At 68.4% G+C, this 20,109-nt stretch carries 15 protein-coding genes and 1 rRNA gene; 7 read left to right on the forward strand and 9 right to left on the reverse strand.

The window, feature by feature from the left end:
- From ACZ7LU_RS10815 to dapA, 3 genes are all read right to left on the reverse strand, one after another.
- Nucleotides 1-70: ribosomal RNA gene (locus ACZ7LU_RS10815) — 16S ribosomal RNA — on the reverse strand; the annotation flags it as partial.
- Nucleotides 71-595: 525 nt separating this feature from the next.
- Nucleotides 596-2,281: a ribonuclease J gene (locus tag ACZ7LU_RS10820; protein ID WP_398308491.1), complete on the reverse strand. Its 1,686-nt coding sequence runs from the start codon at nucleotides 2,279-2,281 to the stop codon at nucleotides 596-598.
- A gap of 150 nt (nucleotides 2,282-2,431) precedes the next feature.
- Nucleotides 2,432-3,331, reverse strand: a complete 900-nt coding sequence (dapA, locus tag ACZ7LU_RS10825; RefSeq protein ID WP_471916541.1) for a 4-hydroxy-tetrahydrodipicolinate synthase — start codon at nucleotides 3,329-3,331, stop codon at nucleotides 2,432-2,434.
- Between the two features lie 355 nt (nucleotides 3,332-3,686).
- Between dapA and ACZ7LU_RS10830 the strand changes: the two genes are divergently transcribed.
- Nucleotides 3,687-3,926: a hypothetical protein gene (locus ACZ7LU_RS10830; protein WP_398308493.1), complete on the forward strand. Its 240-nt coding sequence runs from the start codon at nucleotides 3,687-3,689 to the stop codon at nucleotides 3,924-3,926.
- Between the two features lie 123 nt (nucleotides 3,927-4,049).
- Nucleotides 4,050-4,631, forward strand: a complete 582-nt coding sequence (locus ACZ7LU_RS10835) for a hypothetical protein (protein WP_471916542.1) — start codon at nucleotides 4,050-4,052, stop codon at nucleotides 4,629-4,631.
- Between the two features lie 12 nt (nucleotides 4,632-4,643).
- On the opposite strand, the gene ACZ7LU_RS10840 is transcribed toward ACZ7LU_RS10835, so the two are convergent.
- The 6 genes from ACZ7LU_RS10840 to eccD form a co-directional block, all read right to left on the reverse strand.
- Nucleotides 4,644-5,096, reverse strand: coding sequence for a hypothetical protein (locus tag ACZ7LU_RS10840; protein ID WP_470984172.1), 453 nt, complete (start codon nucleotides 5,094-5,096; stop codon nucleotides 4,644-4,646).
- 17 nt (nucleotides 5,097-5,113) lie between these two features.
- Nucleotides 5,114-5,866: a 4-hydroxy-tetrahydrodipicolinate reductase gene (dapB, locus tag ACZ7LU_RS10845; protein WP_468317969.1), complete on the reverse strand. Its 753-nt coding sequence runs from the start codon at nucleotides 5,864-5,866 to the stop codon at nucleotides 5,114-5,116.
- A gap of 43 nt (nucleotides 5,867-5,909) precedes the next feature.
- Nucleotides 5,910-7,289 (reverse strand): M16 family metallopeptidase, encoded by a 1,380-nt coding sequence (locus ACZ7LU_RS10850; protein WP_398308501.1) that lies wholly within the window; start codon nucleotides 7,287-7,289, stop codon nucleotides 5,910-5,912.
- The gene (locus ACZ7LU_RS10855) at nucleotides 7,286-9,502 is read right to left on the reverse strand and encodes a polyribonucleotide nucleotidyltransferase (protein WP_398308503.1); all 2,217 of its coding nucleotides are present in this window, start codon (nucleotides 9,500-9,502) and stop codon (nucleotides 7,286-7,288) included. Before ACZ7LU_RS10855 ends, ACZ7LU_RS10850 begins: the two co-directional genes overlap by 4 nt.
- 395 nt (nucleotides 9,503-9,897) lie before the next feature.
- Entirely contained in the window at nucleotides 9,898-10,185 is a 288-nt protein-coding gene (gene rpsO, locus ACZ7LU_RS10860; protein WP_362994044.1) for a 30S ribosomal protein S15, read from the reverse strand.
- A gap of 277 nt (nucleotides 10,186-10,462) precedes the next feature.
- Nucleotides 10,463-11,932, reverse strand: coding sequence for a type VII secretion integral membrane protein EccD (eccD, locus tag ACZ7LU_RS10865; protein ID WP_471916543.1), 1,470 nt, complete (start codon nucleotides 11,930-11,932; stop codon nucleotides 10,463-10,465).
- Nucleotides 11,933-12,095: 163 nt separating this feature from the next.
- Between eccD and eccCa the strand changes: the two genes are divergently transcribed.
- From eccCa to ACZ7LU_RS10890, 5 genes are all read left to right on the forward strand, one after another.
- Nucleotides 12,096-16,055 carry a type VII secretion protein EccCa gene (eccCa, locus tag ACZ7LU_RS10870; protein ID WP_471916544.1) on the forward strand — a complete coding sequence of 1,320 codons (3,960 nt, stop codon included), beginning with the start codon at nucleotides 12,096-12,098 and terminating at the stop codon, nucleotides 16,053-16,055.
- 38 nt (nucleotides 16,056-16,093) lie between these two features.
- Nucleotides 16,094-16,621, forward strand: coding sequence for a hypothetical protein (locus ACZ7LU_RS10875; RefSeq protein WP_471916545.1), 528 nt, complete (start codon nucleotides 16,094-16,096; stop codon nucleotides 16,619-16,621).
- Between the two features lie 105 nt (nucleotides 16,622-16,726).
- Nucleotides 16,727-18,241 (forward strand): DUF4398 domain-containing protein, encoded by a 1,515-nt coding sequence (locus ACZ7LU_RS10880; RefSeq protein WP_471916546.1) that lies wholly within the window; start codon nucleotides 16,727-16,729, stop codon nucleotides 18,239-18,241.
- 83 nt (nucleotides 18,242-18,324) lie between these two features.
- Nucleotides 18,325-19,602, forward strand: a complete 1,278-nt coding sequence (gene mycP / locus ACZ7LU_RS10885; RefSeq protein ID WP_471916547.1) for a type VII secretion-associated serine protease mycosin — start codon at nucleotides 18,325-18,327, stop codon at nucleotides 19,600-19,602.
- 66 nt (nucleotides 19,603-19,668) lie between these two features.
- Nucleotides 19,669-20,103: a hypothetical protein gene (locus ACZ7LU_RS10890; protein ID WP_468317985.1), complete on the forward strand. Its 435-nt coding sequence runs from the start codon at nucleotides 19,669-19,671 to the stop codon at nucleotides 20,101-20,103.
- The last annotated feature ends 6 nt before the right edge of the window (nucleotides 20,104-20,109 follow it).

Here is a 20,109-nt window from a genome sequence, read left to right on the forward strand (position 1 = left end):
ATCGTTCGACTTGCATGTGTTAAGCACGCCGCCAGCGTTCGTCCTGAGCCAGGATCAAACTCTCCGTGAATGTGTACCGGTAATCCGGTGCTCACCACGAGAGCGGAACGGTCGGGAGGAATAATCCCGTCCGTTCACAGCGTCCTCGCTGTGTTTTTTCAAAGGAACCGCGTCCCAGCTGATGCTGGAGACGGGGTTATCAACATATCTGGCGTTGACTTTTGGCACGCTGTTGAGTTCTCAAGGAACGGACGCTTCCTTTGTACTCACCCTCGCGGGCTTTCCTCCGGGCGCTTCCCTTCGGTGTTTCTTTTTGTTCTTCGTTCTTGCGTTTCCGACTCTATCAGACTCTTTCGTGTCCGATTTCCTCGGTGCCTTTCCGGTTCCCGCTCCGGCCTTTCGGCTTTCGCGTTTCCCTTTCCGGCGGTTCCGACTTTATCAGAGATTCTGAGTCGGATTCCCCGCCCCGCTCGGGTGGTCCCAAGGCACCTGAGTGCTCCGGGTTCCCTCGCTGGCGGAGCCGTAAACCTAACGGAGCGGGGCGCCCCGATGCAAATCGAGGTGCCCCGCTCCGGAGAAGGCGCGGTCAGGAGGGTCAGACCTCCACGACCACCGGCAGGATCATCGGGCGCCGGCGGTAGTTGTCCGAGACCCACTTGCCCAGCGTGCGGCGGATGAGCTGCTGCAGCTGGTGGGGCTCGACGACGCCGTCCTGGGCCGACTTCTCCAGGACTTCCTGGACCTTCGGGACGACGCTGGTGAACACCGAGTCGTCGATGCCGGAGCCGCGCGCCTGGATGTGCGGGCCACCGGTGATCTTCCCGGTGCTGGAGTCCACCACCACGAAGACCGAGATGATGCCCTCGTCGCCCAGGATCTTGCGGTCCTTGAGGGCGGGCTCGCCGACATCGCCCACGGAGAGGCCGTCCACGTAGACGTATCCCGCCTGGACCTTGCCGACGATCTTCGCCTTGCCCTCGACGAGGTCGACGACGACGCCGTCCTCGGCGATCACGATGCGGTCGTGCGGGACGCCGGTGAGGGCGCCGAGCTCGGCGTTGGCGCGCAGGTGGCGCCATTCGCCGTGGACCGGCATCAGGTTCTTGGGCTTGCAGATGTTGTAGAAGTACAGGAGCTCGCCGGCCGAGGCGTGGCCGGAGACGTGCACCTTGGCGTTGCCCTTGTGGACGACGTTCGCGCCCCAGCGGGTCAGGCCGTTGATCACGCGGTAGACCGCGTTCTCGTTGCCGGGGATCAGCGACGACGCCAGGATCACCGTGTCGCCCTGGACGATGCGGATCTGGTGGTCGCGGTTGGCCATGCGGGAGAGCGCGGCCATGGGCTCGCCCTGCGAACCCGTGCAGACCAGGACGACCTCGCTGTCCGGCAGGTCGTCGAGGGTCTTGACGTCGACGACGAGGCCCGGCGGCACCCGGAGATAGCCGAGGTCGCGGGCGATGCCCATGTTGCGGACCATCGAGCGGCCGACGAAGGCGACCCTGCGGCCGTACTCGTGCGCGGCGTCCAGGATCTGCTGGATGCGGTGCACGTGGCTGGCGAAGCTCGCGACGATGATGCGCTTCTGGGCGCCGGCGAAGACACCGCGGATCACGTTCGAGATGTCGCGCTCGGGCGGGACGAAGCCCGGGACCTCGGCGTTCGTCGAGTCGGAGAGGAGGAGGTCGATGCCTTCCTCGCTCAGCCGCGCGAACGCGTGCAGGTCGGTCAGGCGGCCGTCCATCGGCAGCTGGTCCATCTTGAAGTCACCGGTGGCGACGACCATGCCCGCGGGGGTGCGGATGGCGACGGCCAGGGCGTCCGGGATGGAGTGGTTGACCGCGATGAACTCGCAGTCGAACGGGCCGAGGTGCTCGCGGTCGCCCTCGACGACCTCCAGCGTGTACGGCCGGATGCGGTGCTCCTGGAGCTTCGCCTCGATCAGCGCCAGCGTCAGCTTGGAGCCGATCAGCGGGATGTCCGGCTTCTCGCGCAGGAGGTAGGGGACACCGCCGATGTGGTCCTCGTGGCCGTGCGTGAGCACGATGCCCTCGATGTCGTCGAGGCGGTCCCTGATGGACGTGAAGTCCGGCAGGATCAGGTCGATTCCGGGCTGCTCCTCCTCGGGGAAGAGCACTCCGCAGTCGACGATCAGCAGACGACCGTTGTACTCGAAGACGGTCATGTTGCGGCCGATCTCACCGAGGCCGCCGAGCGGGGTGACCCGCAGGCCGCCCTTCGGGAGCTTCGGCGGGGCGCCGAGTTCAGGATGCGGATGACTCAAAAGACTCTCCTCACCACGCGCGCCACGTACCTCCGAGGCACGTGGCGCGTATGACGTTCGTGCATTAGCAGTTGTTGTGTGGGGTGCGGGCGGCCGTCGGCTGCTGCCGCGCGCCCGCGTGTTCCGCGTATTCAGTTGTGAAGTCTGTGGTTACAGCTGTACCCCGCCGGCGGCGAGATCGATCTTGAGCTGGGCCGTCTCGTCGGGTGACAACTCCACCAGGGGGAGGCGGAGCGGCCCCGAGGGACGGCCCTGGAGGGCCAGCGCCGCCTTGGTGGTGATCACGCCCTGCGTGCGGAACATGCCGGTGAAGACCGGGAGCAGCTTCTGGTGGATCTCCGTGGCCTTCTGTACGTCACCCGTGAGGTGCGCCTCCAGCATGGCGCGCAGCTCCGGGGTGACGACGTGGCCGACGACCGAGACGAAGCCGCACGCGCCGACGGACAGCAGCGGCAGGTTCAGCATGTCGTCGCCGGAGTACCAGGCGAGGTCCGAGCGGGCGATGGCCCAGCTGGCGCGGCCGAGGTCGCCCTTGGCGTCCTTGTTGGCGACGATGCGGGGGTGCTCGGCGAGGCGGACCATCGTCTCGGTGTTGATCGGTACACCGCTGCGACCGGGGATGTCGTAGAGCATGACCGGCAGCTCGGTGCTGTCGGCGATGGCCGTGAAGTGCCGGAACAGGCCCTCCTGAGGGGGCTTGTTGTAGTACGGCGTCACGGTCAGGAGGCCGTGGGCGCCCGCCTGCTCGGCGGCGCGGGCCAGCTCGATGCTGTGGCGGGTGTCGTTCGTGCCGACGCCGGCGACGATGTGGGCGCGGTCTCCGACGGCGTCCAGGACGGCTCGTACGAGATCGTTTTTCTCCGCGTCACTGACGGTCGGGGACTCACCGGTGGTGCCGTTGATAACGAGGCCGTCATTGCCTGCGTCCACCAGATGAGTGGCGAGCTGCTGCGCGCCGTCGAGGTCAAGTGCGCCATCCGCCGTGAACGGCGTGACCATGGCGGTGAGGACCCTCCCGAAGGGGGTCTGCGGAGTGGAGGTCGGAGCCATGGGTAACACGCTACTCGCTGCTCAGCGCGGGGTCGCCCCTCGGGGGATGTGTGCGGACCTGACAAGTGTGGAGCCCGGCACTGCCTGCTCGGGGGTTCAAGCAGTGCCGGGTCCGTTTGATCAGGCTAGATGAACTTCACGAAGTGCCGCAATCCGGACACTTCGCTCGGTCCATCCGCACATCAGTGCCTCGCCCGCTCGCGGGTCGGCCCCGACAATCGGCCGTTCGGTGAATCGCCAGCACATTCTTCGACTAATTTGCTGAAACAGGGCACCTTTTGGGCGTTTCACGCGTCTGTCTATACAACAGAGTCCACAGAGCTCCGTTCGAGACCCGTGAGGAGAAGCGCGCCCCATGTTCCGTCGGCGAGAGCCCGTTCCGTTCGCCTTCATCGCCGAAGCCGACAAGTTCCGCAGTAACGTCACTCCCCCACCCCGTGAGCGCGCGTCGGCCAGCCAGATCGTGGGCCGCACGCTCATCGGCCTGACCGTGGTGGCCGGTCTTGTGGGATCCCTGCTCTTCGGGATGCCCGCCATGTCGCCCGACCAGTCACCGGCGCAGACGCAGCAGTCCGAAGCTGCCGACGGTCGCTGACCGGCGCCGACTGCCGTCCGGACCGACTCGTACTCGTCCGGACCCCCAAGGGTGGTAGCAGGGGGCACGGCTCGATAGCCTCACCGGGCACAGCCCATGTGTGGATCGAGTGAGGATCAGCCCGTGCCCCTGCCCTTCCTGACCGCGGACCGCACTTTCGACGACGCGGCGGGCGACGCCGCACTGCCCTTCGAGAACCGCGATCACTGGCGCCGGCCCTACCGGCCCGGTCCCTGGCGCGTGGGCACCGCGGCACTTCTGCTGCTGCTCGCCTCGTTCGTTCTCTTCGCCGCCGTGGTCATCGCGTTCGCGGACTCCCTCGCGGGCGCCGCGATCTGCGCCGGGCTCGCCGCCCTCGTCATCGTGAGTGCCCTGCGGCTGCTGCGCATGGGCATCTGGGTGAGCGCCCACGGACTGCGCAAGGTCCGCTTCCTGACGACGCAGACGCTCCCCTGGGGCCGGATCTCCGCGGTGCGGACCGCCCAGCAGCCGGTGCGCTGGCTGGGTCTGCCCCGCACGGTGCAGGGGCAGGCCCTCGTCCTCGTACGGCGTGATCAGCAGACTGCCGAGGCGCGGCAGCTGCTGCTCACCGACCGGAACGCCGACTTCCTGGCGCGGCACGAGGCGTTCAACCGCGCGGCCGACTCCATCGAGGTGTGGGCCGACGAGTACCGGCCCGCCACGGAGTACAGCCCCACCGCCTAGCCACCGCCCGGCTCAGACGTTCACCGGCCTGCCCGCGTGCAGGGCGATGGCGCGCTGCATGGCCTTCCGCGCGCGGGGGGTGTCCCTGGCGTCGTGGTAGGCGACGGCCAAGCGGAACCAGCAGCGCCAGTCGTCCGGCGAGTCCTCGGTCTCCGCCTTGCGGCGGGCGAAGACCTCGTCGGCCGAGTCACGGTCGATGCGGCCGCCCGGCGTGCGCTTCAACTCGTCGACGGGCAGGCCGCCTTCGGCCTCGAGCTCGGCGGCGAGACGGTTGGCGCGCTGGACGAACTGGGTGTTCTTCCAGAGGAACCAGACGCCGATGACCGGCAGGATCAGCACCGCGACACCGAAGGTGACGGTGAGCGCGGTGCCGTGCTGTATCAGGAGCACGCCGCGGCTGCCGACCAGGACGAAGTAGACGACCAAGACGGCGGCCGTGACGGCGTAGGTGATCTTCGCGCGCATGAGGTCCGCTCCCCGGATCAGCCGAGGTCCAGGAAGTGTTCCAGGCCGAACGTGAGCCCCGGGGTGCCGACCACGCGGCGCGCGCCGAGCAGGATGCCCGGCATGAAGCTGCTGTGGTGCAGCGAGTCGTGGCGCACGGTCAGGGTCTCGCCCTCACCGCCGAGCAGGACCTCCTGGTGGGCGAGGAGGCCGCGCAGGCGCACGGAGTGCACCGGCACGCCGTCCACGTCCGCGCCGCGGGCGCCGTCCAGGGCCGTCGTCGTGGCGTCGGGCTGCGGGGCGCTGCCCGCCGCCCTGCGCGCCTCGGCGATGAGCTGGGCGGTGCGCGTGGCGGTGCCGCTGGGGGCGTCGGCCTTGTTCGGGTGGTGCAGCTCGACGACCTCGACGGATTCGAAGTACGGCGCCGCGAGCTGCGCGAACTTCATCGTGAGGACCGCGCCGATGGAGAAGTTCGGGGCGATGAGCACGCCTGTCTCCGGGGACGCGGCCAGCCACGTCCGCAGCTGCGCGAGGCGCTCGTCGGTCCAGCCCGTCGTACCGACGACGGCGTGGATGCCGTGTCGTACGCAGAAGTCGAGGTTCTCCATCACCGAGTCGGGGTGGGTCAGCTCGACCGCGACCTGGGCGCCGGCCTCCGTCAGCGAGGCCAGTTCGTCGCCCCGGCCGAGGGCGGCGACCAGTTCCATGTCGTCGGCGGCCTCGACGGCCTTGACGGCCTCGGAGCCGATGCGGCCCTTCGCGCCGATGACCGCCACGCGCAGCTTGCTCATGTCCTTCATTCCTTACGTCGATCCCTTGCGGGGACTGCGCTACCTACGCGACCGCTTCGTGGAGGCGGGCCGCCTGCTTGTCCTTGAGCGGGCCGATGGCCGACAGGGACGGGCGGTGGCCGAGCACGTCGCGGGCCACTTCGCGCACCTCGTCGGGGGTGACCGCGGAGATCTTGGCCAGCATGTCGTCGACCGACATGTGCTCGCCCCAGCAGAGCTCGCTCTTGCCGATACGGTTCATCAGGGCGCCGGTGTCCTCGAGGCCGAGGACGGTGGAGCCCGCGAGCTGGCCGATCGCGCGGGTGATCTCGTCGTCCGTCAGTCCGTGCTCCGCGACCTGGTCGAGCTCGTCGCGGCAGATCTTCAGGACGTCGTGGACCTGGCTGGGGCGGCAGCCCGCGTAGACACCGAAGAGACCGGTGTCGGCGAAGCCCGACGTGTACGAGTACACGCTGTAGGCCAGGCCGCGCTTCTCCCGGACCTCCTGGAAGAGGCGCGAGGACATGCCGCCGCCCAGGGCGGTGTTCAGGACGCCGAGGGCCCAGCGGCGCTCGTCGGTGCGGGCGAGGCCCGGCATGCCGAGGATGACGTGGGCCTGCTCGGTCTTGCGGTTGATGACCTCGACGCGGCCCGCGGTGCGCAGGGCACGGGAGCCCTGGCGGGGGCCCATCGGGACCGCGTCGGTGCGCTGGAGCGCGCCGGCCTTCTCGAAGGCGGCACGGACCTGGCGTACGACCTTGTTGTGATCCACGTTGCCCGCGGCGGCGACCACGAGGTGGGTCGGGTCGTAGTGCTTCTTGTAGAAGCGGCGGATGCGGTCCGCGGTGAGGGCGTTGATCGTGTCCTCGGTGCCGAGGACCGGGCGGCCGAGGGGGGTGTCGCCGAGCATCGTGTGCGCGAACAGGTCGTGCACGCAGTCGCCCGGGTCGTCCTCGGTCATCGCGATCTCTTCGAGGATGACGCCGCGCTCGGCGTCGACGTCCTCCTGGCGGATGAGGGAGCCGGTCAGCATGTCGCAGACGACGTCGATGGCGAGCGGCAGGTCGGTGTCGAGCACGCGTGCGTAGTAGCACGTGTACTCCTTCGCCGTGAAGGCGTTCATCTCGCCGCCGACCGCGTCGAGCGCGGCCGAGATGTCCAGGGCGCTGCGCTTCTTGGTGCCCTTGAAGAGGAGGTGCTCGAGGTAGTGCGTGGCGCCGTTCAGCGAAGGGGTCTCGTCGCGTGATCCGACGTTGGCCCAGATTCCGAAGGTGGCCGAGCGCACGGAGGGCAGGGTCTCCGTGACGACGCGCAGGCCGCCGGGGAGGGTCGTCCTGCGGACGGTGCCGATGCCGTGCTCGCCCTTGATGAGGGTTTGGGTACGGGCGACGGCCCGCCCCTCCGAAGAGGGGCGGGCCGTCGTCGTGGTGCTACGCGACGTCACTTGTCGGTGTCGTCCTTCTGGTCTTCGCCCTCTTCGCCGTCGATGACGGGGATGAGGGAGAGCTTGCCGCGGGAGTCGATCTCGGCGATCTCGACCTGGACCTTCTGACCCACGCCGACGACGTCCTCGACGTTCTCCACGCGCTTGCCGCCGGCGAGCTTGCGGATCTGCGAGATGTGCAGCAGACCGTCCTTGCCCGGCATGAGCGAGACGAACGCGCCGAAGGTCGTCGTCTTCACGACGGTGCCCAGGTAGCGCTCGCCGACCTCCGGCATGGTCGGGTTGGCGATGCCGTTGATCGTGGCGCGGGCGGCCTCGGCGGCCGGGCCGTCGGCGGCACCGATGTAGATGGTGCCGTCGTCCTCGATCGTGATGTCGGCGCCGGTGTCCTCCTGGATCTGGTTGATCATCTTGCCCTTGGGGCCGATGACCTCACCGATCTTGTCCACCGGGATCTTGACGGTGATGATGCGCGGCGCGTTCGGGGACATCTCGTCCGGAACGTCGATCGCCTCGTTCATCACGTCGAGGATGTGCAGACGCGCGTCACGGGCCTGCTTCAGCGCGGCGGCCAGGACCGAGGCGGGGATGCCGTCGAGCTTGGTGTCGAGCTGCAGCGCGGTCACGAACTGCTTCGTGCCGGCGACCTTGAAGTCCATGTCGCCGAAGGCGTCCTCCGCACCGAGGATGTCGGTGAGGGCGACGTAGTGCGTCTGGCCGTCGATCTCCTCGGAGATCAGACCCATGGCGATGCCGGCGACGGCGGCCTTCAGCGGCACACCGGCGTTCAGCAGCGACATCGTGGAGGCGCAGACCGAGCCCATGGAGGTCGAGCCGTTCGAACCGAGGGCCTCGGAGACCTGACGGATCGCGTACGGGAAGTCCTCGCGGGACGGGAGCACCGGCACGATGGCGCGCTCGGCGAGCGCGCCGTGGCCGATCTCGCGGCGCTTCGGCGAACCGACGCGGCCGGTCTCGCCGACCGAGTACGGCGGGAAGTTGTAGTTGTGCATGTAGCGCTTGCGCGTCACCGGGGAGAGGGTGTCGAGCTGCTGCTCCATGCGGAGCATGTTGAGGGTGGTGACGCCCAGGATCTGGGTCTCGCCACGCTCGAACAGCGCCGAGCCGTGCACGCGCGGGATGGCCTCGACCTCGGCGGCGAGCGTACGGATGTCCGTGAGGCCGCGGCCGTCGATGCGGACCTTGTCCTTGATGATGCGCTCGCGGACCAGCTTCTTGGTCAGCGCGCGGTACGCACCGGAGATCTCCTTCTCGCGGCCCTCGAACTGCGGGAGCAGCTTCTCGCCGGCGAGCTCCTTGACGCGGTCCAGCTCGGCCTCGCGCTCCTGCTTGCCGGCGATGGTCAGCGCCTGGGCGAGCTCGGTCTTGACCGCGGCGGTGAGGGCCTCGAGGACGTCGTCCTCGTAGTCCAGGAAGACCGGGAACTCGCCGGTCGGCTTGGCGGCCTTCGCGGCGAGGTCCGACTGGGCCTTGCAGAGCGCCTTGATGAAGGGCTTCGCGGCCTCGAGACCGGCGGCGACGACCTCCTCCGTGGGGGCCTCCGCGCCGTCCTTGACGAGCTGGATGGTCTTCTCGGTGGCCTCGGCCTCGACCATCATGATCGCGACGTCGCCGTCCTCGAGGACGCGACCGGCGACGACCATGTCGAAGACGGCGTCCTCGAGCTCGGTGTGCGTCGGGAAGGCGACCCACTGGCCCTTGATGAGCGCCACGCGCGTGCCGCCGATCGGGCCCGAGAAGGGCAGGCCGGCCAGCTGCGTGGAGCAGGAGGCGGCGTTGATCGCGACGACGTCGTACAGGTGGTCGGGGTTGAGCGCCATGATCGTCTCGACGATCTGGATCTCGTTGCGCAGGCCCTTCTTGAAGGAAGGACGCAGCGGGCGGTCGATCAGGCGGCAGGTCAGGACCGCGTCCTCGGAGGGGCGACCCTCACGACGGAAGAACGAACCGGGGATCTTGCCGGCGGCGTACTGCCGCTCCTCGACGTCCACCGTCAGGGGGAAGAAGTCGAGCTGGTCCTTGGGCCGCTTGGAAGCGGAGGTGGCCGACAGCACCATGGTGTCGTCGTCCAGGTACGCCACGGCGGAGCCTGCGGCCTGCTTGGCCAGGCGCCCCGTCTCGAAGCGGATGGTGCGGGTGCCGAACGTGCCGTTGTCGATGACGGCCTCGGCGTAGTGGGTCTCGTTCTCCACTGTTCTCCTACGTGTCTACGTTTCGTCTTCTCGCCCCTGAATCCGTGTGACCCGGGGGCGGCGTCCCATGCGTCCTCTCGCGGACGGGGACTGTGTGGAGAAGCGCGCCGTGGATGCGGGCCGGTCTTCGATCGAAGCACCCGGGATGCTCCCGGGGGCCACTACCGAGGACCGGCGGCGGCTGCGTGCGCCTCTCCCTCGTGGGGGGTTTTCGTTCTTGCGCCCCGGGGCTTTCCTGCCCGCGGGGACGTGCTTGTCTTCGTGCTTGTCTTCGTGGTGCTTGTCTTCGTGCCTGTGTCACCAGACTACAAAGCGTCGGTGACACCGCGCACGTACAGCAAAGGGAGCGGCCCCCTTCGAGTGCTTCGAGTGGGAACCGCTCCCTCCACGGCGTCTTACTTGGCGCCCGCCGCACCGCGGCGGATGCCGAGGCGCTCGACCAGGGCGCGGAAGCGCTGGATGTCCTTCTTGGCCAGGTACTGCAGCAGGCGGCGACGCTGGCCGACCAGGATCAGCAGACCACGACGCGAGTGGTGGTCGTGCTTGTGGGTCTTGAGGTGCTCGGTCAGGTCCGAGATGCGGCGGGAGAGCAGCGCCACCTGAACCTCGGGGGAGCCGGTGTCGCCCTCCTTCTGGGCGAACTCGGTCATGATCTGCTTCTTCGTAGCGGCGTCGAGCGACACGCGTACTCCTCGTGATGTCTTCGAGTGCCTCCGAGTGCCCCTGGTCTACATCTCAGGGGAGCTTCCGTGACTCGGGAGGCCGGAATGGGCCGCCGGGCGCGGGTCCGGGTCCAGGTCCTTGACGGGTCCGGGGCCGGGCCGGGTCTGTGCGGGCCGGGTTCGGATCCCTGGGGATTCGCGGGTGCGCAGACAGGCGGTTGTTTCACAGGGTACCAGTCGGCTTGTGGGGGGTTTGGACGGGGGCGCCGCCGCCCTGCTCGGCTGATCGCCGTCCTGTTCAGCTGGTCAGCGAGCGGGCCGCGTCGTAAACGTCCAGGACAGCGAGGCACAGCGGGACCAGAGAGAGCAGTATCGCCGATTCCGTGAGGTCGAGGAGGCGGCCCCAGAAGGGGGAGAGCCCCTTCGTCGGGATGATCAACGCGACGGCCGTCAGCAGGGCGCATCCCAAGGCGATGGCGGCGGTGAGCCAGACCGCGCGCAGTTCCAGGGGGCCAGGGTCGCCGTGGAGGAGCAGTTCTTGCATGGCGTCGCCCGGCGGGTTCAGGGCCAGGCCGATGAGCAGCAGCGCGATGGCGGCGATGCCCGCCCCGAGCGCGCACACGACCTGCGCGGTGTAGCGGAAGAGACGCGCCCGGAGCAGGGTCGCAAGGCCCGCGGCGAGCGCCAGGAGCTGCCCCCAGACGTTCTCGGAGAAGCCGAGGACGGCGGCCGACCCCACGACGACGGAGGCCGAGCCGGCGACCAGGCCGAGGAGCAGTTCGTGGCCGCGCCGGGCCTGGGCCGCGATCCGGGCGGCGTCGAGCGGCCCGGGGTCGGCGGTCGCGTTCGGGTCGGCGTCGAAGTCGTCCTGCACGGAGCTGCGCGGCGCGGCATAGCCGATGGGCAGCCGGGCGAACCGGGAGGACAGGCCCGGGAGGAACGCGACGAGGGCGATGGTCACCGGGGCGGTGACCGCGGCGGCCTCCGTCGCCGCGGCTTCGGTGATGATCGCGGCGAAGGCGGCGAGGGTGCCCGCCGCCGCGAGGAAGGTGGCGGCCACGAAGGGGGCGTCGCTGCCGGGAGACACCGCGACGAGCAGGACCGACGCCACGAGGACGGTGGCGCAGCCGAGCAGGAACTGCAGTCGGCCCGGCCCCTGCCCCGCGTCCGGGCCGATGAGCCCCGATCCCGCGACGAGCAGGAGAGGGAGGGCCGCGAGCCCGAGGACCGCGCCGACGGCACGGTCCTCGTAGACACGCACGCGTACGCCGGCGAAGGCGATCAGGAGCAGCCCCACACCACCCGCGAGGATGCCCGGCAGGCCGTGCATGTCGTGGCGCACGGGATCGGCGAACCAGAGCACGAAGGCCATCAGGAGGAGGACCAGGAAGCTTCCGGTGAGGCCGGCACCGCGCAGCAGTGCGTCCCGCCACAGCCTGCGGTCCTGAACCACGGCGGAGGCGACCGCGTCCGCGACATCGTCGTACACGGCGGGCGGGAGCGACATGGCGAAGGGCCGCAGGCTGAGCACCTCGCCGTCGAGGACCCGCTGGGCGGCGAGGGTCCGGGCGCCGTCCAGGACGGTGCCGTTCTGGCGTACGAGGTTGTAGCCGGTCGGCGTGCCGACCGGCTGCGTCTGGCGAGTCAGCCGGAGGACCTCGGGATAGATGTCCGCCACGGCGATGTCCTCCGGCAGAGCGACATCGATACGGCTGTCGGGCGCGACGACAGTGACCCGGCAGAATCCGGTCGCTGCGGGCGAACTCACCTTGAATGACCCCCTGATTCGCGGTTGCGCACGATGCGTGTGTCACCCTACCGCTACGCCCTGTCAGCACCTGCACGTAGGATCACCTCCGTGCGGAGGGAGACCGCCACGAGCAGGGCAGATATGCGGAACTGCCCGCCCATACAGGGGGATTGAGGTTCCGGTGAGCCAGATCGTCATCAAGCGCCCGCCGCGCGCGCTGCCGCCCGAAGTACCCACGGAGGAGCTGCAATTGGCGGCTCCCCCAGAGCTGCCGCGCGGGCAGCAGGAGGGCGTCCTCATGCAGGTGCTGCCGACGCTCGGCATGGGCTCGTCGGTGGTCTTCTTCTTCGCGTCGCCCAATGCCCATCCCTTCATGCGGATCATGGGCGTGGTGATGCTGGTGTCGACGGTCGCGATGGTCGTCGCCCAGGTCGTCAGGTACCGGCGCGGTACGCAGGGGCAAATGGCGGACGTACGCCGTGATTACCTCAAGTACCTGGCACAGACGCGTCGTGCGGTGCGCCGGACCGCCCTGAAGCAGCGCGACGCGCAGTTCTACCTGCACCCTGCTCCGGAGCAGCTGTGGTCGGTGGTCGCCGAGGGGAGCCGCGTATGGGAACGCCGCATCGGGGACCCGGACTTCGGTCAGGCGCGGGTGGGTCTGGGCCCGCAGCAACTGTCCACTCCCCTGGTCGCGCCCGAGACCGCGCCGGTCGACGAGTTGGAGCCGTTGGCCGCGGGAGCCATGCAGCAGTTCTTGGCCGTGCACAGTTCGCTGGAGGGGCTGCCGGTCGCGGTTTCGATGCGGGCGTTCTACCACTTGACGGTCTCCGGGGAGCCGGAGTCCGCACAGGGCACGGCACGCGCACTGGCCGCCCAACTGGCCACACTGCATGGGCCCGAGGATCTGGTGATCGCGGTGGTCGCGGCCCCCGGCGCCGTCGGGCGATGGGACTGGACGAAGTGGTTGCCCCACTGCCAGGTGCCGGGGCAGCTCGACGGCGCCGGCGCGAGGCGGCTCTTCGGCGATGACCTCGGCGAGCTGGAGCAGCTCCTCGCCGACCGTCTCGACGGACGGCCGCGGTTCAGCCGTGACGGGCAGCCCGTGCTCGACCAGCCCCACCTCGTGGTGGTACTCGACGGCGGCATGGTGCCGCCGACATCCGCCTTCGCCGCGCCGGAAGGTCTGCAGGGCGTGACGATCATCGAGGTGGTCACCGGGGAACTGGATGAGCCTCGCGGAGGCCTCTCCCTGGTGGCGCGGCCCGGCAAACTGCTCCTGGAGTCGACCGGTGGCGTCGCCTACGAAGGCGTACCGGACGCGCTGTCGCTGCCTGCCGCGGAGGCGCTCGCCCGCCAGCTCGCGCCGCTGCGCATGGGCGGGGGCGACGACGACGAGCCCCTGCTCGCCAACCTTGACTTCACCGATCTGCTGAATCTGGGCGATGCGGGGTCCGTGGATGTCACACGCACGTGGCGACCCCGTTCGACGGCGGAGCGCCTCCGTGTCCCCATCGGGGTGGGTGAGGACGGCCAGCCGGTCATGCTGGACCTCAAGGAAGCGGCTCAGGAGGGCATGGGGCCGCACGGCCTGTGTGTGGGCGCCACGGGTTCGGGCAAGTCCGAGCTGCTGCGCACGCTGGTCCTCGGGCTGGCCGTGACCCACTCCTCCGAGACCCTGAACTTCGTCCTCGCCGACTTCAAGGGCGGCGCGACGTTCGCCGGCATGTCGGACATGCCGCACGTCGCGGCGGTGATCACGAACCTCTCCGACGACCTCACACTCGTGGACCGCATGGGCGATGCGATCCGTGGTGAACTGCAACGCCGTCAGGAACTGCTGCGGTCGGCGGGCAACTACGCCAACATGCACGACTACGAGAAAGCGCGGGCGGCGGGGGCGCCGCTGGCCCCTTTGGCATCACTCGTCCTGGTGATCGACGAGTTCAGTGAACTCCTCACCGCCAAGCCCGATTTCATCGACATGTTCATCCAGATCGGCCGCATCGGCCGGTCACTCGGCGTGCACCTGCTGCTCGCTTCGCAGCGCCTGGAGGAAGGCAGGCTGCGCGGACTCGACACGTACCTGTCGTATCGCATCGGGCTGCGCACGTTCTCGGCTTCGGAGTCCCGGACGGCGCTGGGCGTGCCGGACGCGTACCACCTGCCGTCCGTACCGGGCTCCGGGTACCTGAAGTGCGGTACGGATGAAATGACCCGCTTCAAAGCGGCGTACGTCTCCGGGGTGTACCGCTCGGGTGGTGCCGACCCGGCATCGAGTCAACTGCCCATCGAGCGCAGGCCCGCGCTCTTCACCGCGGCTCCGGTCGATGCGACGTACACGGCCCCGGACACCGGTCAGCTCCTGGCGTCCTCCCGCCGGCAAGACGACGCGCTGGCCGACACCGTGCTCGATGTCGTGGTGCGCCGCCTGGAAGGGCAGGGCGTACCGGCGCACCAGGTGTGGCTGCCGCCGCTGGACGAGGCCCCCACTCTGGACCAGCTCCTGCCTCGGCTCGTGGTCTCGGCAGAGCGGGGCCTGCACGCCGGCGACTACACGCGTCCCGGGGGCCTGGTCGTCCCCTTGGGCCTGGTCGACAAGCCCTTCGAGCAGAAGCGTGAGGTGCTGTACAGCGACTTCTCGGGCGCAGCGGGGAACATGGTGGTGGTCGGCGGGCCCCAATCGGGAAAGTCGACACTGCTGCGCACGTTGATCGCGTCGTTCGCGTTGACCCACACCGCTCACGAAGTGCAGTTCTACTGCCTGGACTTCGGCGGCGGGGGCCTGGCCTCGGTGGCCGACCTGCCTCACGTAGGAGGGGTGGCTTCCCGACTCGATCCGGAGCGGGTGCGACGAGCGGTGGCAGAAGTCGCCGGTGTCCTGAACCGACGTGAGGCCTTCTTCCGCGCAAACGGCATCGACTCCATCACCACCTACCGGCGACAGCGCGCCGCGGGGCAGCTCCCCGGCGAGGCCTGGGGTGACGTCTTCCTCGTCATCGACGGGTGGGGAAGTTTCAAGAACGACTACGAGATGCTCGAAGGCGTCGTCAACGACATCGCCGGCCGCGGTCTCGGATACGGCGTCCATGTCGTCGTGTCCGCTTCGCGCTACATGGAGGTACGGGCGGCGCTCAAGGACCAGATGCTCGGTCGACTGGAGCTGCGTCTCGGTGACGTCATGGATTCGGAATTCGACCGCAAGGTCGCCATGAACGTGCCCGCCGGAGTACCGGGCCGCGGTCAGGTCCCGGAGAGGCTGCACTTCATGACGGCGCTGCCGCGCGTCGACTCGTCACCCGATCCGGCGAATCTCTCCGACGGGACGGCCCAGTTGGTTGAAGCAGTAAAGAGCAACTGGCACGGGCCCGCAGCGCCGACGGTGCGGCTGCTGCCGCGCAAACTCCCGGCCGACCAGCTCCCGAAGGGCTTTGAGTTCCCCCAGCACGGCGTGGCGATCGGTATCGACGAGACGAACCTGGAACCGGTTTTCGTCGATTTCGAGACAGATCCATTCTTCCTGGTCTTCGGTGAAAGCGAATCGGGCAAGACGAATCTGCTTCGCCTCATCGCGAAGCAGATCGCGGAGAGGTACACGCCCGCCCAGGCGCGCATCGTCGTCGGTGACTACAGGCGCACGATGCTGGAGGCGGTGTCGCCGGAGCATCTGCTGGAGTACGCCCCGATGGCGTCGGCGATGGACGTCCACATGAACGCCATTGCCACGTTCATGGAGAAGCGAGCGCCCAAGCCCGACATCACTCCACAGCAGCTGCGTGACCGGAGCTGGTGGAACGGCCCTGAGCTGTTCGTCATCATCGACGACTACGAGCTCGTGGCCACCAACTCGGTGAATCCGCTGAGTGTGCTGGTCGAGCATCTGCCCTTCGCCCGTGACGTCGGCGTCAAGTTCATCATCGCGCGAAACTCCGCCGGCGCCTCACGCTCGATGTACGAGTCCTTCATGCAGCGCGTGAAGGAACTGGGCGCGCAGGGTGTGCTGTTGTCGGGCGATCCGAGCGAAGGGGACATTCTTGGAAATGTCCGCGCACGCCCCATGCCGCCGGGGCGCGGAACCTTCGTGTCGCGAAAGCGTGGGACTGCCCTGATTCAAGTGGGGCGGCTCCCGGACCACTACTAGAGTGCGTGCTGGATACATGACTGAACGGGGAGGCAGGCGTGGCGAGTTCGGGAGGGGGCAGCGGCGGGACTCCGGACACGGACAAGTCGTTCGACAACCTTTACGGCGTAAACCCGCAAATGGCACTGGACGTCCAGGCGAGTGCGATGAAGGGCTTCAAGAAGCGCGTCGACGACTTGCTCATCGAGCTCGAGGGTTCGGAGGCGGCACCGGGCAGGGTCGGCGCGGACCGACTGTCGCGAGAGCAGCTGGGTTCGGCAGACTTCAAAGAGGCCCAGTACCTGTACGACTCGTACTCGACCGTGCACGACGAGCTGGAAAAGCTCTCGAAGGCTTTGGGCGCCCAGATCGAGGGGCTGGGGCTTGCCGTCCATGCGTCACGTGTGGGCTACGACAACCTCGAGGACGACATCCGCGCGCGTATGAAGGCGATCAACGCGGAGGCCGAGAAGTACTACGACCCGGATCGGGATCCGTACGCGCAGGGCCATGGCTCCAGCGGGTCCGGCGCCGGCAGGGGCGACGGTTCCGGACCGAAGGCAACGGACAAGGACACGTCTCTCTGATGACCAGACGGGGACACGAACGGGGACGGGGAACGGGGGCACAAAGGCATGGCTGAGGGGCCCAAAGGCGGCACGCCGAAGCTCGCTCACACGGACTTCGAGTCCATGACGCATGAGCAACTGATCGCGCTGCTCGAGTCCGCGAGTTCGGAGAGCGCCTCCCGACTCGCCGGTAAGTTGTCCAAGGCCGCGTCGACGATCACCAAGATCGGCGATGACCTCATGACGTACACGAAGGGCCTGCACTGGCAGGGAGAGGGCGGCGACGCCTTCCGCATGTGGGGGACCCAGTCGGCGAGCGCGACGCTGTACCTCGGGGAGTACAGCGAGGTCGCGTCGCGCTGGATGGGCGTGGTCGCCCAGGCGATCGCCGAGGCCAAGGCGTCGATGCCGCCCGCTTCGGACACGGCCCAGGCCAAGGCTGATCTGCGGAGCGCCAACAAGAACATGGACGCCGCACAGAAGGCCCACAACGATCCCGACGCCCGCAAGGTCGCCCGCGACTCCAAGGCGGACGCGACGGCGGCGCAGGCGCGGATCGAGGCTGCACATGCGGAGGCGGTGCAGCGGATGCGGAAGCTGGCGCAGACGTATCAGCAGTCCGCGCAGCAGGTGAACGGGGTGACGCCGCCTACGTTTGCGCCGCCGGCGAGCCATGTGGAAGACCCTGATAGGTGGCGTGATGGCGGCGACTACCAGGCAGTGCCCGGTCAGACCGGCGGCTCGGCGGGTGGCGGTCCGACAACCTCCGCCACTTCTTCCCCCACTGCGCCGGTTGCATCCGCAGCGGCTCCCCCTGCCGGGTATGACATCCCGGGCCCGGGCACATCGCCCGGGAATGCGCCGGTGTCGACATCCCCTGACGCTTTCCAGCCGCACCGCCCTGAGCCGGTGTCCATGGGGATCGACCGTGTCACGACGCTTCCCCCGTCACCGACGGCCACAGATGGCCCTCCTGGCCTCGTGCCTCCGGGCCGGGAAGCCTCGACTCCCCCAACCATCGGCACCGCGCCTCCCCCGTTCGGTCCAAACCCTGGCCAACCGGGCCCCGCCACTCCACCGCCGGGCCGGCCTTCTCCAGTGGCACGCCAGCCGCATCTCCCACCCTCCAGTGGGGGCACCGGCTACGGGCCCAGCAGTCGACCACCGAAAGAGACGGGCATCATCGGCGGTCGCCCCGTACCGCCGAACTCAGGACGTCCCACGACCGGCATCCCTCGGAGCAATGTCTTCGGCGGAGACCACATGCAGGGCCGTCCGCCCATGGCTCCGGGGGTCGGCCCCGGGGCCGGTGGGCCCGGGGCCGGGCGCTCAGGCATCGTCGGCGGTCGTCGTCTCACCGGGGAGCCCGGTGGCACGCTCGGTCGGCCGCCCCACCAACCCGGACGCGTGGACGGACGCCCCTTCACCCCGGGCGGCACGGGGCTCGTGCGTGGTTCCGCCGCAGGCGACTCGACACGCTCAGCACCGATGGGACGCCCCGCTACCGCCGCGCAAGGCGGCCAGGGCAAGACGTCGCGCCGCGATGAGAGCCGGCCCGACCGGTCGAACCACCTCTCTGAGGAAGAAGAGACGTGGCAGCCCGACCTTCGCCGTATCGTCCCGCCAGTCGTCGACTGACCTGACAAGGAACGCAGATGCCCACCCCCAGGAAGTGCCTCCTCCGCTCCAGGGTCGCGCTGTCGGCGGCCCTGGGATTTCTCATGGCGAGCATCGCGGCGACGCCGGCTCATGCCGATACCGTCCGCTCCAGACAGTGGCACCTCGACGCCATGCAAGCCGAAGAGATGTGGAAGACCAGCACCGGCCGCGGCGTGACGGTTGCAGTCATCGACTCCGGAGTCGATGACACGGTCGCTGATCTACGCGGCCAGGTGATTGAGGGGAAGGACTACTCGGGCCTATCGGGTGACGAGAACGATGACCGGGCGAACCACGGCACGGGAACCGCGGCGCTCATCGCGGGAACCGGCGCCCGAGGAGAGACAGCAGGTTCGTACGGCCTCGCTCCGGGCGCCAGGATTCTTCCCATCAGGATGACCTACGGCATCGAGAGGTCCGGGCAGGCGGATCAACTGTCCGGCTACTCGCGGGAGATGGCGACCGCCATCCGCTACGCCGCAGATTCAAAGGCTCAGATTCTCAACATCTCCATGGGTGGCTCCAACCATCGCGGCATGGAGAACGTGAACACTCCCGAGCTCACCGCCGCGGTCAAGTACGCGATCGGCAGGGGGAAGCTCATCTTTGCCGCCGTGGGGAACAGTGCAGCAAAGGGCAATGAGCCGGAGTACCCGGCAGCGACTCCAGGCGTCGTGGGAGTCGGGGCCATCAATCGTCAGGTTGAGCGGACCAAAGAGTCGCAGTGGGGCCCCCAGGTCGACATGGTCGCCCCGGGAGACAGCATGTGGCACGCCTGCGCGGGTGGGACCCAGCTCTGCAAGACCCACGGCACGAGTAACAGCACAGCCATCGCCTCCGCCTCCGCCGCCCTCATCTGGTCCAAGCACCCCGACTGGACGAACAACCAGGTCCTGCGGGTCATGATCAACACGATGCAGGGCAACGACGACAGCTGGACCCGTGACGACTCGGTCGGCTACGGCGCGGTACGCCCTCGTATCGCACTCAAGAACCCGGGTGACCCCGGTCCTGCCGACGAGTACCCGCTGCCAGACCTCGCGGCGGCGGCCAAGTCTCCGTCGCCCAAGGCATCCGGCTCCAGCGGCCCCACCAAGAGCTCGGAGACGGATGAGGAGCCGGCCGCTGCAATCACAACCGACAAGGATGACGACAAAACTGCGCTGTGGCTCGCATCGGGACTCGGAGCGGCAGTACTTCTCGGTGCTGCGGTGACCTTCTCGGCCATCCGCAGGCGTCGTCATCGTGTTGCGCCGTCATCTCTCGACGCTCCTCCGACCTTGCGTCAGCGGCCTCAGCCGCCCACGTACCAACCATTCGATCCAACTCATGGCCCTTGACCCGGTTGCGCCACCGCACAGTGACTCACCCGGATCAGGCCCGAAGTCGAACCACAGCGGGGGATCATGACATTTGAAGAGGAGTGGGGTCAGGCCAGGGGCTCCGCGGCCGAGCAGCAGGCATCGCAGTTGCAGTTGAACCAGGTGTCCGCCGAAGGCGGCGGCCGCGGCGGCACGAGCCATGACCTTTCCTTTCGTCGTGACGAGATAGGGAAGATCGGAAATGACGCCTACACACTCCACGGCGACCTGCAGAAAAAGGGTGACCAAGCCCGGGCCAACACGTTCGATGCTTCCATCGCTCTGACCAACAAGGGTTTCCTCACGGGCTCTGCACTGCTCAAAGTGCATGACACGTGGAACTCTCAGCTGCGAACCCTCCTGGCCGCGTGCGCCAACATCTCAAATCATCTGGACTTCTCCACGGCTGCGCACGACAAGGATGAGGACGAAATCATCACCGCGATGAGGGCGTCCAAGATCAACGAATACCTCAAGTGAGGGGCG

It is taken from the genome of Streptomyces sp. NPDC039462, from assembly GCF_055639375.1.